This window comes from Candidatus Methanoperedens nitratireducens, from assembly GCF_000685155.1.
Classification (GTDB): Archaea; Halobacteriota; Methanosarcinia; order Methanosarcinales; family Methanoperedenaceae; genus Methanoperedens; species Methanoperedens nitratireducens.
Genome location: NZ_JMIY01000003.1, coordinates 69,047 through 82,456, shown reverse-complemented (window position 1 = coordinate 82,456; position 13,410 = coordinate 69,047). Strand labels below are relative to the sequence as shown.

General features: G+C 44.7%; 11 protein-coding genes. 1 reads left to right on the top strand and 10 read right to left on the bottom strand.

The features are described 5' to 3' along the window. Window positions 1–12: 12 nt before the first annotated feature. The 9 genes from ANME2D_RS06985 to ANME2D_RS06940 form a co-directional block, all read right to left on the bottom strand. Window positions 13–993, bottom strand: a complete 981-nt coding sequence (locus ANME2D_RS06985; protein WP_048090075.1) for a hypothetical protein — start codon at window positions 991–993, stop codon at window positions 13–15. Window positions 994–1,005: 12 nt separating this feature from the next. Beyond that, on the bottom strand, window positions 1,006–1,422 hold the full coding sequence (locus ANME2D_RS06980) for a hypothetical protein (protein ID WP_048090074.1): 417 nt from the start codon (window positions 1,420–1,422) through the stop codon (window positions 1,006–1,008). An 85-nt stretch (window positions 1,423–1,507) separates the two neighbouring features. Next, a complete protein-coding gene (locus tag ANME2D_RS06975) occupies window positions 1,508–2,242 on the bottom strand; it encodes a hypothetical protein (RefSeq protein ID WP_048090073.1) in 735 nt (244 codons plus the stop codon). 78 nt (window positions 2,243–2,320) lie between these two features. Continuing rightward, window positions 2,321–2,899: a hypothetical protein gene (locus ANME2D_RS06970; protein WP_048090072.1), complete on the bottom strand. Its 579-nt coding sequence runs from the start codon at window positions 2,897–2,899 to the stop codon at window positions 2,321–2,323. 686 nt (window positions 2,900–3,585) lie between these two features. Beyond that, complete coding sequence (locus tag ANME2D_RS06960) at window positions 3,586–7,026, bottom strand: PGF-pre-PGF domain-containing protein (protein WP_048090070.1); 3,441 nt, start codon at window positions 7,024–7,026, stop codon at window positions 3,586–3,588. A gap of 19 nt (window positions 7,027–7,045) precedes the next feature. Next, window positions 7,046–7,978 carry a hypothetical protein gene (locus tag ANME2D_RS06955; RefSeq protein ID WP_048090069.1) on the bottom strand — a complete coding sequence of 311 codons (933 nt, stop codon included), beginning with the start codon at window positions 7,976–7,978 and terminating at the stop codon, window positions 7,046–7,048. Between the two features lie 9 nt (window positions 7,979–7,987). Further along, window positions 7,988–8,359 carry a hypothetical protein gene (locus ANME2D_RS06950; RefSeq protein ID WP_157834002.1) on the bottom strand — a complete coding sequence of 124 codons (372 nt, stop codon included), beginning with the start codon at window positions 8,357–8,359 and terminating at the stop codon, window positions 7,988–7,990. Window positions 8,360–8,512: 153 nt separating this feature from the next. After that, the gene (locus tag ANME2D_RS06945) at window positions 8,513–10,681 is read right to left on the bottom strand and encodes a hypothetical protein (RefSeq protein ID WP_048090067.1); all 2,169 of its coding nucleotides are present in this window, start codon (window positions 10,679–10,681) and stop codon (window positions 8,513–8,515) included. A gap of 79 nt (window positions 10,682–10,760) precedes the next feature. Beyond that, entirely contained in the window at window positions 10,761–11,321 is a 561-nt protein-coding gene (locus tag ANME2D_RS06940; protein ID WP_048090066.1) for a hypothetical protein, read from the bottom strand. 269 nt (window positions 11,322–11,590) lie between these two features. Here ANME2D_RS06940 and ANME2D_RS06935 point away from each other — a divergent pair, with 269 nt between their 5' ends. Further along, window positions 11,591–12,877 (top strand): NAD(P)/FAD-dependent oxidoreductase, encoded by a 1,287-nt coding sequence (locus ANME2D_RS06935; RefSeq protein ID WP_048090065.1) that lies wholly within the window; start codon window positions 11,591–11,593, stop codon window positions 12,875–12,877. 71 nt (window positions 12,878–12,948) lie between these two features. Here the strand turns inward: ANME2D_RS06935 and ANME2D_RS18400 are convergent, their stop codons facing one another. After that, window positions 12,949–13,371, bottom strand: coding sequence for a hypothetical protein (locus tag ANME2D_RS18400; RefSeq protein WP_198527367.1), 423 nt, complete (start codon window positions 13,369–13,371; stop codon window positions 12,949–12,951). Window positions 13,372–13,410: the final 39 nt, after the last annotated feature.

The window sequence follows — 13,410 nt, the reverse complement described above, 5'->3', positions numbered from 1 at the left end:
CAGGAGTCTCATTTACTCGCTTATCATCCTCATTTCCAGGCCCTTTATTTTCATACCATTTAGGGGAACTTCTACCTCCATCTCCAATCCACGCATTCTGGGAACAGTGTAGCTACCAATCTCAATGCTCTGCTTCTGTGGTATTTCGATCTTACTATTGAAGTTTTCTTCCATCAACTTTAATTGAACCGTATCCCCTTCAGTATTGGCCCTTTCAGTATCTCCATCAATATCAGGAATATTAATTTTTGGTATCAGATCTAACATAAGGGTTGAATTATAGGCTTGCCTTCCGAAGTTATGAGCATAGAACTTTATCCTGAGACTATCATTAACTCTGGTTATGTTCCATTTTGTAAGGGTAATATGTGGCGTGAGGTTCTCTGGAGGGAAAACATTGTATTCCGACTCAAGATAATCCAGCATATAATAATCACGGTCAGTTGCACTTCCATTGAATATTCTTTTGGCGATTTTCTCAGCGCAAAGGGGCAATCCACCTTTACCGTCAGTCGCTTTTCCGCAGAATGTCCATGTGCCCATTTGATCTTCTTGATTTGCCCTGGGATCGGGGAAAAGTATTTTCCTTAATCCTCCGACAATCTGCTTCAGATACAGGTTCTCTGAGTTTCTGATATTGATCGTCTGGTTCACATCGCCCTTATTCCACTGCCATATGAAGCCTGAATCTCCGACACTGCTCAGATTGAGAGTTCTCTCCTCAAGGGGCATATCGCCGGATTCACCCCACTGGATGATGCTTCCATTCCTGATATTATCGTAAGAGATGGTCTGGGTAACGCTCCCGTCTGATGAATAGCCTATCTGTCTTGATTCAGCAGTATCAAAATCCGAGACTAGGGCATTCTGACTGGAATCCCCCATTGTGTCTACAGCAAACTGAACGAGCTGGGCTGAACTTATGTTCTCCTCAGCCGCTGCTGTTGCGGCTAATACCAGCAGACATGCCGACAGCAGATAAATCCATTTCATTATGCTCACCACTCAGCCGATAAGCACTATGATCTCCTGGTCCAGGATCTGCACATTATCATCCACCAGAACTTCAATACCCTGGGCAATGCTGCCAGAGCCCGAGTTGTTTCCATACTGGTCAAGGTCGATCACGATACGATTAAGTCCTTTCATCGTATTGTTTATATCAACTGCATAATCGGGATCTAAAACAAGCGAACTGTTCATGAGCACAAGCCTGCTGTCCTGGTCTATGATCTGGTGATTCCCTGTAACATGAATGCCTATATCCTGGTTTATATTACCGCTGCCGTAGTTCCACGCTTCCTGGTTCACACTGACAAGCACCATGTTCTCACCCCTCAGTCTTGCGTTTTGATTGATATCCGCCACTGCTGGAACTATCAAGAGCAGAATTATTGCCAGCGTCGTTAATATTTTTTTCATTTCACTCACCTCCAGATTTAATAAATTGTTAAAAATATAAAGGGGTTAGAGGAGATTTTTGCCCCCCTAAATCCTCTATCAGGTTTTAAGTCGAGAGCTTGTTCTTATCGTCGACTGCGTCGTCGCCTGCTGAGACTATGATTCCGTCCTCAAGTTTGTTGCCCTCAACAAATGAGGTGTCATCGATATCGATCTTCTGGAACTCTTTTATCTTGACAGTCTGAACAAGTTTCTGGTCGATATCAGTGTTTGCAAAGGCAAGCTGAACAACAGCGTTTACCTGTGTGAGGTCACCACTGACGAAGAATCCCTCACCACTTCCACCAAAGGCATTGGCCGCAGAGTTCGCTCTGGCATCATTATCGTTGAAGGATTCTGAAAATGCTTCACCGAAGTTGTTTGCATCCCCGCTATCAGCGTCGCAGACAGCAACACCTATGGGAATATTAACCGCGACAGCGACGCTATCATTATCATTAGTCTCTGCTACAGCATCGTCAGCCTTAGCAGTGGCCGGGCACTTATTGGTAGCATCACCGCTCTTTGCATGGCCGCTAGTCGTTGCGTCCGAAACTGCCTTTGCATCATTATCGTTCCATGCAGTAGATAACGCTGCTGCATCACCACCTGCGCCAAGACCAACCACCGAGTTTGTCAGGTCACCTTCATTGACCAGTTTTTGCTCTGTATTGCTGGTGGCAAAATTGTAGCCATCTATATCTATTTTGATTTCCTTCCAATTCGTTGGATTAGCCATCGCAGGGACAGCCATCCCTATTACTGTTGATACCAACAGTAACAGTACAAATATTTTCTTCATATTTTACACCTCATGTTTTATTCTTCTGCCAGGCTGTTATTTTAACCAGGCAACTGCGCCCCCGGGATTTGAACCCGATCAGTTCGGCCTGCCGACCGGCGTATCAAAGGTAATGTTCCATACAGCCCTCTTTACCACAGTATCGTTCTCAGAGACCTGTACGAGCATCCTGACATAACTGACGTTTCCCTTTGGCATCAGGGAGAAATTCTGAGTCCAGTTACCATCAGCGATGTACGTTATACTGGTCTGATTGTACCACTCCTGCCCCAGATCAGGCTTGAATACCGTAAGTACGGTTTCATTCAGTCTCGGATTTATGATCTTTAACGTAATCGGCAGACTGCCGGTTCTATTGAATTCCTTGTTCCTGAGAATCAGAAGTATCTGGTTTGACAGGTTTGCCCTGTCTATCTCTGGCTCGCTTATACTGGAGGAAGCCAGCGCCAGAGCCATATTGTTATCGCTTATATTCTGATCAGGGAGATTCCTATCCGTAAGATTACCGTCTTTAAGATTCTTATCTGTAAGCTCATTTCCAGGCTTACCTTCCAGATCTGTGCATCCCCCGGACGCCAGTACGAGAATCAATATTGCCAGGATTCTACAGGATACGGGGACAGATGTTAATCCCACCAGAGTTGATCTGTCATACAAATTTTTCCACCCTCCACAAATCCACCAACTCCTAAAGAGTCTCTTAAGAACATTCAGAATCTCTCAAGGACTTTTAGTCGCACTCTCAATAATTACTATCATACTATAAATATTATCAAGAAATGTTACTATATGATAAAAGCACACTGTAATAGCATAGTTAGGATACATATAGCACTGACATATACCATAGGTACATATTAGCAATATGTGCTAGAAGAGCTATATCTCAAGTTTTGCATTAGATAATATTATCTTTATTTATTAATTGTTAATTGTTTAAATGTAAATTATTAAATATAAGTGGGCGATTTTTGAAATTTATGCAAAATAACAATCGCCCGATACTGGAGTATATTCAGGATACAATAAAAGCATTGTGCTCGGAGAATGGACTAACAGATTTAAGAACTCTTTTACAGATAATAGATGGTACTCTTAGAAATATAAAAAAGAGTATGAGAAAACTTACTACGCTTGATGTTGTGGATGTACATGTCTCTAATATCATCCGTTTGATAAAAAAGCTTTATACAGAGCGGAAAAAGCTGAAAATGGAACAAATGTATCCATCGAGGGAATATTTGACGAATACAATAAATTCTACAATAATTTATTTAAAGAACTGTGGGACTCGATACTGTGCAAAACTTGAGCTATATTATAACATTAAAAAAAGTTGTTGGTTAACGCAGCATTTTAAGGTAATAGATTATTCCTAATATCCCAAAAATAACGACCAGGATTACTGATAGCTGCAGGTTTCTTCTAGTCGGTCTGGAATCCGGGAGGTCAGAATCATCTGATGTTTGTGTAGTGTCCTCTGTTGATTCATCTGAAGGCACGGAGATCTCTGGCATAGATCCAGAAGTTACATCCTGTATAGTTACCTCCTGTTTTTTAATACCGGATATGGCAAAACTGCTGAAGTTCCCGACCAGACCTGCATAATAGGTATAATTTTGCTTGCTCTCAACGATCTCAGTATTCTTTTTCACCCATTTCCCCTCCCATTTATACAGGCTTATATCCTTAGGATTCAGGTCATTCTCCTCAAGCCAGGTGTTGCTGACACGGTAAGCCACAACACCTTTACTCACCTTCTTGCTAAAACCGCTCATACCAACAAAGATATTGAAGTAATTATAGAGTTTGCCCGGGGCATCAACCCCTATGTGTTTTGATCTGTTCCTCAGTACCTCAATAGCGACTGGCACTTCGTTCTGGCTCACACTGCTCTCAAATGCTACCACCATAACAGGATCTGCCGTACTGAAGACATATGCTGGTGATGATCCGGCGGTTATGTCCATTTCCCTTACCTCTCTTCGTTCCATGTTATTGAAGTCCTCACTGGGCTGCGTTCCACCGCCGCCACCACCGCCGCCACCACCACTGCTGCCTCCTCCACCGCTGCTTCCTACGCCACTGCTTCCTCCACCGCTGTTCCCGCTATTACCACCGCTTCCACCGCTTTCACCGCCAGTGCCAGATGAGAAGCAGTTTGTATCTGTGTCCTTACATACATATAACTCTATATAATCAGTATCATTGATCTGGACACCGGATTCAGTTTCACCTGTGAATGTTGCCAGATTTATAATACATGAGTACGACCCTTCGCATTTAAATTTAGATAAATCGCTGGTTGTAGCAGGATAAGAATAGCTTATATTACTGGGTATGTTGGCCTCAAGTTTTGAGACATTAAAGTACCCCTGGTTCTCTGGATAAAGCGGATCATAAATAGAAACATTTGTTAAATTGATGTCACTGCTGGCTTCAAGTGTATAAGTAACAGTGGTAGTCCTGCCTTCACTGACCACGATCGTATCCGTATTTGCTTGTTTTATCTTGAGAATGGGGATTATCGGAAGCGAAATGGAGGTGGTATTAGTGTAGTTAGATGTCCAGGTACCATTCTGCTGACCTCTAATATTTACTATTATGGTAAAATTAAAGAACCCATCTTTAATCTCAGTTGAATTTATTGGAAATGCCGGTTTTCCGAAGGCCTGCATATAGGACTTGGACTCGTTCTTTTCCAGTATTGATGTAAAGGGTCCCCTTGATTCGTTACCATGGATTTCAGTTACCGTAAGAACAAGCGAATCATTCCCTGTATTATTAAAGGTGCCGTCGATTCCAATAAATTTGCCTGCATGGCCTACCTCTGCATCACGCCATGTCTTTACCCATGTTTCATTATGATTAATTACATACGGCTCGATAAATTTAAGATCAATATCAAGAGGATTATTAACTGTTACATTTATGGTTTCGCTGGCTACCCCGCCGTAACCGTCACTGCTGTTGAATTCCCATATATACACCCCTGTATCGCTCTCATCCGTGGTCCAATTGTAGATCCCCGTACTGCTATTAAGGCTACCCTTTGTTGCATTGGTTCCGTAGGTTATAGGATCTGAATCTGCATCGGTTGTATTTATGCGCAAATCCAGTGTCTGACCTGTGTATACCACCTTATCCCCTATGATAGATTGGTTGGGAGGATTGTTAGGGACCTGGGTATCCTGGGATACACCCTGGCCTAAGACATTAAAAGTACTGTTCCATCCATAAACTGTAATATTTCCCCAGCCATGCGGGCCTACCGTATGATTGGTAAATGTTTTCGAACTTCCGTTACTCCATCTATCATTGAAACTAACGTTAAACGAATCCGTATTCGCTCCTTTTTCCCATGTGTAACTTACCCAGAAATTGCCTGTCGTGTTCTGTAAATTCTCAGGCTTCTTGGCCTCCCCTGGCTTAAATGTCGTATCATCTCCTGTCACATTGTCCCCTGTCGTATTGTCCCATATCGTATTGTTCTCTGTTGCATTATCTCCTTCGACTGTTATGGTTGCTGGGTATTCTGAGACCGACTCATACCTATCCCGTACTCTGAATACCCAGTAATATGTACCCTCATCGCCCTTCTGTGTTGTCCATTTGAAAACTCCTGTCCACTTATCCAGTGTGCCTTTTGTTGCGCTGGTTGTAAATATGCCTGTATCGTCATCTGCATCCTCGTAATCAAAATCTATATACACAGTCTGTCCTTCTTTGCCCGACCAATCCGATGTGTTGGTTATTCTAATAGGGTTATTGGGTATAGTAGTGTTGAACCAGACTTTTGTCGGGTTAACATTCCCATATATATCTACAGTTTGAGCGCTGATATTCTGTTTATAATGCGGTCGCCAGGTAAGATTAAGATAATTAACAGGTGCGCTAACATTTTGCAGTGTACCACCACTCTTATATCTGAACCATATATGGCTGAGATACGTATCTTCAGGGTTTGTCCAGGTGTTGTTTATATAGAAGTTGCCGGTTGTTGTCCGGGGATTGGATACAGAAGCAGGCGAAGTAGTATCTGGGCTGGACTCTAAATCAGGAGAAGTAGTATCTGGGCTGGACTCTAAATCAGGAGAAGTGGTATCTGGGCTGGATACTAAATCAGGCGAAGTAGTGTCTGAACTGGACTCTAAATCAGGTGAAGTAGTGTCTGAACTGGATACCAGATCAGGTGAAGTAGTATCCGGAGCCGTTCTAATACTTAATGTTGGGGATCTCCGACCTGAATTATTATAAGAATCTATCGCCCTTACAAAATATCGATACGGGGTATCCGGAGTTAATCCAGTATCATTCCAGTAGCTATTCCTGGTAGACCCGATGCTGGTGGAGTTTCTGAATACCAGATAATGGTCGCTATCTCTTACTGGATTCCAGCTAAGATTAACCGTTGTCCGGGCTGGAGTATCGCTCACCAGCTCCCTGATACTGCCAGGAGGTGTAGTATCGTAGATTGTTATATTCGCATTTTTATGATCTTTATCTCTAATTGTAACTTCTAAATAGCCAGTATTGAATCCGGACCTGGAATACCTGAATCTATAAGTACCCTCAGGCAGACCATTTATCACATAGTAGCCATCCGCTGAGGTGGTATCACTATAGGAGCCGTTCTTTACCAGAACACCCTCCAGGCCAAGACCATAATTATCGGATACATAGCCACTCACACTATAACCATTAGAGGCACTTGCTCCTAAAAAAGGAATTAAAAAAAGGATTAAGAGAACAGTGAGTCCGATTATTATTTTTTTAAGATCCATTTCTCCCCCATTCAAGCAGTTATCCACTCATCATCTTCATTTTCATGTTCTTTACTTTCATACCATCAAGAGGTACTACTACTTCTCCCTCAATCTCCTTCATGCTGGGAACCGTGTACCTCCCGATCTCAATGACCTTCTTATCAGGCACCTTAATCTCCCAATTCTGCGCATCTTCTGCCCTGAAAGTCTTTCCATCAAAACCTTCTATATCAATCTTCGGGATAATGTCCATCATAAGGGTTGCATTGTAAGTCTCCTTACCAAAGTTATGTGCCCTGAACTTTATAGTGAGGTTATCACCAGCTCTAGTTATACTCCACTTTGTCAGTATTATACGGGGCGTAAGATTCTCAGGAGGGAAAACATAGTAATCTTCCTCAAGAACATGCAGCATATAATAATCCCGCGGAGTGGCTTTTCCTTCGAATATCCTCTTTGCTATTTTTTCAGCGCACAGAGGCAGGCCACCTGTACCGTTTACCGCCTTACCGCAGAACCACCAGTCTCTGCCTATCTCTTTATCTGGATCAGGGAAAAGGATTTTCCTTAATCCCCCCATGATCTGCCTTAGATACAGGTTCTCGGAGTTTGTAATATTGATCGTCTGGTTCACATTGCCCTTGTTCCACTGCCATGTTAGGCCTGGATCTCTCACACTATCTATAAACATAGTCCTCTCCTCACGGGGCATATCTCCAGATTCGCCCCACTGAATAACACTTCCATTCTCGATATTATCATAAAAGATCGTCTGGGTAACGTTGCCATCTGATGAATAACCTATCTGGCTTGAATTGGCAATTCCAAAGCCTGAGATCTGTGCGTCCTGGCCTGAGTCCCCCATCATATCCACAGCCAGTTGAGCAAGCTGGGCAGAACTCATATCTTCCTCAGCAGCCGCCATACCCATGACCAACAGACCTGCAAATAGCCAGACCCATTTCACCATGCTTACTCCTTACTCTCCTGCAATGGCTACTATGACATCCTGATCCAGCATCTGTATATTATCCTCTATTGTAACTTCAATACCCTGGGCGACATTGCCAGACCCCATGTTCTTTGTATACTGATCCAGATTGAGTATTACGAGATTAGTCCCGTTCATGTTATTGCTTATATTACTTGAGTGATCAGAGTCAGAGATAAGTATTATACTGTCCTGGGATACCATCTGGTAATTTCCTGATGCAAAAACATCTATATACTGGTTTACATCTCCACTGCCGTAGTTCCAGGCTGTCTGCTTTATATTTATTTCTATTACGTTATCGCCTGTCATCTTTGCTTTTTGATCAATATCTGCAAGTACAGGAATTGCCAGAATCATGATTATCGACAGTACAGCCAAAATTTTATTTATACTACTCACCCCCGGTTATTGTAAGCTAAGGGGAATAGAGGAAGGTTTTGCCTTCCTCTAGACCTTGTAGCTGTAGCTTACGGATCAGGTTGGAGCTCATAAAGCTCCTTCGTTTCTACCTTACCTTCTTATGTCCGTTGTCTCCTCTCTTATGTCTGTTATCTCTGTTGTCTCCTCTGTTGTTTCCTCTGTTGTCTCTATGTCTGTCTCTTCTGTTGCGTCTGCGGTTGCTTCTGAGTCTGTATCTGTGGCTGCATCTGAGGTTGCATCACCTGCTGCATCTGAGGTTACATCTGTCTCTGCATCTGATTCTGCATCACCTGCTGCATCTGAGGTTACGTCTGTCTCTGAATCACCTGTTGCATCTGTTGCTGCATCTGATTCTGTATCTGCGGTTGCATCTGATGTTGTATCTGTGTCTGCATCTGAGGATATATCTTTGGTTATATCTGAGGCTGTGTCTGTCTGTGCATCACCTGTTGCATCTGTGGTTGCGTCTGAGGCTGTGTCTGTTGCTGCATCTGATTCTGTATCTGATGTTGCGTCTGAGGCTGTGTCTGTCTGTGCATCTGATTCTGTATCTGATGTTGCGTCTGAGGCTGTGTCTGTTACTGCATCGGTTGATGGATCACTGGTTGCTTCAGATGTTGCATCTGAGGCTGCATCAACGGATGGATCACTGGATGCTTCAGATATCGGATTTGATTCTGCATCTATATCTCCGCCGCTAGCGTCTCCATAGTAGTCTACGTTTGCTGTCTGGTCAAGTCTCTGATCATTGTCGATCTGTGCCCATGCGGTCTGCACATTGGCATTTACCTGCGTGACATCGCCGTCGAATCCCTTAGGATCTCCGCCATCGGCCTGAGCTTGAGAGTCTACCTCTGAATCTCCGCCATTGGTTTCAACATTGGCATCTACGCTGCCGTCTGTTGTGCTTTCGCCGCCAAGACCTTCGCCGCCGTCACCGCTTCTGCTGTCGCTTGCTCCATCGCCTTCGCCACGGCCTTCACCAACGCTGTCAGCGTCGCCGCCTGTGGCATCGCTGCTTGCATCGCCTTCACCGGTGGCATCGCTTTCGACATCGATCTCGCTATCGCTCTCTGCTTCGCCGCCTTCGCCAACGCTATCGACATCACCGCGGCCTTCAGCATCACTCTCAGCTTCGCCGCTCTCGCTCTCTCCGCCTTCACCAGCTTCGCTATCAGCATCGCCGAACTCATCGCTGTCACTGCGGGCTTCGCCGCCTTCACCGCCAAGGCTCTCGCCGCTCGTGGCTTCGCTCACGCCTTCGCCAGTGCCTTCAGCAACGCTGCTTCCCTCGCCGCCAAGGCCTTCACTGTCGCCTTCGCCAGTTGCAACGCTCTCGCCTTCGCCAGTTGCAGTGCCAACGCTGTCAGCTTCTCCGCCAACGCTCTCGGCTTCGCCTGTGCCGGTACCGGTGCCTTCACCAGTAGCTACACTGTCGCCGCTTTCGCCGCCAAGTCCTTCGCCGCCGTCGCCACCCACAACGTCATAGTCTATATCCGATTCTGTCGTTGCATCTGTCTTTGAGTCTACGCTTGAGCCTGCTACCGCGTTACCGCCTACTGCCGATCCCCTTGCAGAATTTTCCTGATCGCCAGTTCTTTGGCTCTGGGTTACAGAGTTGGTGGCTATGTTTTCTCCATCCATGTCTACAGCGATGTCAGTAGAGGAGGTTCCCCCTGCTGCATCAGCGTCTGTTGTCCCCAGGGCTTCAGACTCAGCGGTACCTGTAACATCAGCGTCAGTAGTTCCTGTGCCCACTGCGTCGGCTGCCCCTGTTGATTCAGCGTCAGTAGTCCCTGTGCCTGTTGAGTCAGCTTCTCCTGTGACATCGGCTTCAGTAGTCCCTGTGCCTGTTGAGTCAGCTTCTCCTGTGACATCGGCTTCAGTAGTCCCTGTACCTGTTGAATCTGCTGTCCCCGCGACATCAGACTCAGTAGTACCTGCTACATCAGAATCTGTTGTCCCTGCGGCTTCAGAGTCGGTAGTTCCTGTGCCTGTTGCATCAGCAGTTCCTGCTACATCAGACTCAGTAGTACCTGCTACATCAGACTCAGCAGTTCCTGTGCCTTCCGAGTCAGCAGTTCCCGTGGCTGCAGAGTCAGTAGTCCCTGTGCCCTCCGAGTCAGCCTCTCCCGTGGCTGCAGAGTCAGCAGTTCCTGCTAAATCAGAATCTGCTTCAGCCGTAGGTTGAGCTGCTGCTGGAAGTATCAGTCCTATAGCTATCGACACTATAAGTATTAGTGTCAGTGCTTTCTTCATTTATTCACCTCGTTTCTTTTTATTCTATTGTGCCCGGCGCTCTTGCCGGGCCAAATGCGCCCCCGGGACTTGAACCCGGTCAGTTCGGCCCGCCGATGGGCGTATTAAATGTAACATTCCATGCAGCCCTCTTTACCACAGTATTATTCTTAGAAACCTGGACAAATATGTGGACATAACTGGTATTCCCTTTCGGTTTTATGGAGAAGCTCTTGGTCCAGCTACCGTTGTTGATGCGAGTCACCCTGGCCTTGTTATACCACTCAGAACCGAACTCTGGCCTGAACGCTGTAAGCACTGTCTCGTTCATACCGGGATTAATGATCTTTACCGTGACCGGGAGCTTGCCAGTCTTCTGGAACTGCTTTTGATTTAGAATTAAACGTATCTGGTTTGGTTCTGATTTGTTGGATGCAGATTTTGTCTTAGTCAGGCTATTCACACTGATATTCCCTGCAGGAAGTTCTGCGCCCATCTCATTTTCATTACCTGTCAGGGTAATATTCTGATCAGGAGACTCTGCACCCAGCTTACTTTCACCGTCAATACATCCACCCAGGGCAGATATGAGTAACAGTATCCCAATAACTCCACCTATCCTGGTAAATAATAGTCTTACTGATGTTGATTTGTTATCCAAGTCTTATCCCCACTTTTCTACGTCTTCTATGATATCCCCGCAGTATCTTTTGAGTTTCTGCTGATCACCCGATTCCCGAAAGAATTTATGAGGTATTTGTTAACTTGCGGTAGTAGTTACTATAATAGCACAACCTTAAAAAGTATTAAGAATAATTGACATATGACAAGGCATATGGGAGTGCATATGACAAGACATATGGGAGTGCATATGACAAGACATATGTCAGACCATCTTTTTTATATTTCTTATAACTATATCCCTATATCATGAAAACAGTAATTATCGGCGCAGGACTGGCAGGGCTTGCTGCTGCATACAGGCTTGCGGAGAGCGACGAAATAGTGATCATAGAGAGAGAGCCTGAGCCTGGTGGCATGGCATCAAGTTACAGTATAAATACACCGGATACGGGGGCATATCATATCGAGGAATACTATCACCATATCTTTGCAGGCGATAAGGAACTCATAGCGCTCATAGATGAGCTTGGTCTTGGGGACAGGCTTGAGTGGCAAAGAGGTACAACAGGATACTATTTTAACGGCAGGATATATCCAATGAACACTCCTTTTGAGATCCTGAGAGCCCTTCCACTGGTGGATGTTATCAGGCTGACACTGCTTGTGCTGAGGGCAAAAGCCATAAAAGACAGGTCTCCTTACGACAATATGACAGCAAGGGAGTGGATATATGATACTGCAGGTGAATCGGTATATAATAATTTCTTTGAGCCACTGCTTCAGAGCAAGTTCGGGGACAATAAAGAAAAAGTATCAGCAGCATGGCTATTAGGACGTGTGCAGATACGCTCTAACAGGGGGACAAAAGGTGAAAGGCTGGGTTATATGCGCGGTGGTTTTAATGCACTTATAGAGGCAATGGCAGATAACATCAGGAAAAAAGGGGGTAAGATAGTAAACGGCACTGTATCGCAGATCGAGGTCGCGGATGGCTCTGTGCAGGGTGTTGTTGTGGATAAGGAGCATATCAGGTGCGACAGGGTTATTTCAACAGTCGTCCCCCGTGTTCTGGAAAAAATAATCGATACAGGGCTTTTGGGACATAATCTGGATATCAGCTACCAGGGTACAGCATGCGCGCTATTTGGATTGACAGAAAGGATCATGGATGATATATACTGGCTCAATATCAAAGAGGATGTGCCTTTTGGCGCTGTGATAGAACATACCAACTTTATCCCTGCATCGGATTACGGAGAGCATCTCATGTATGCGACCTCGTATTTCCAGAGCCCTGACAGCGTTCTGTGGAGATCATCTGATGAAGAGGTGATCGAATTATACCTTGGCGGACTTGAGAAGCTCTTCCCTGGATTCAGGGAAAAGGTGAAATGGTGGCGCCTGCGCCGTGATATGGATACCGCGCCTGTGTATGAGGTGGGATACGGGAAAAAGATCCTGCCGTATGTAACAGGTATAAAAGGACTTTATCTGGCAGGCATGTTCTCGCAGGCGAATTATCCAGAGAGGAGCATGAACGGCTCGGTAGTAGCAGGATTTAAGTGTGCTGAGGCGGTGAAGGAGGGGAAGTAGTTTTGGGATTAATAAGGGCTGATTCACCTCGTTTACGGGGGGATGGGGAATTGTGGTTACATTTATAATATCTAATAATAAGATGAATCCTCTTCGTCTGAATATTCCTCTTCTTGAGGTTCCTCATAATATTCCTCTTCTGGTGGCACTTCTACAGGTGGCACTTCTACAGGTGGCACTTCTACAGGTGGTACTTCTACAGGTGGTACTTCTACAGGTGGTTTTTCTTCTGAAAGTTCTCCTTCCAGCCCTCTAATTGCTAGTGGTTTTGCTATTATGGTTTCATCATAAAATTTTATGTTATTATCCTTTAAAATTTTAAAATATTCGTTAACCTCTAAAGGATTGGGACCTATTGGAGACAACCACCCATGAATAATAGACTCATAGGTCAAAATCCATTTTTCTTCAAATAGTGAATCCTCAGTCAGATTTTCATTTATTGTGGATAAATCCACTGAAGAATCTATTAAGAGAATTTTGAAAAACCCCATTTGACCGAAGTATTTAATACATAATAATTATATTTAGTT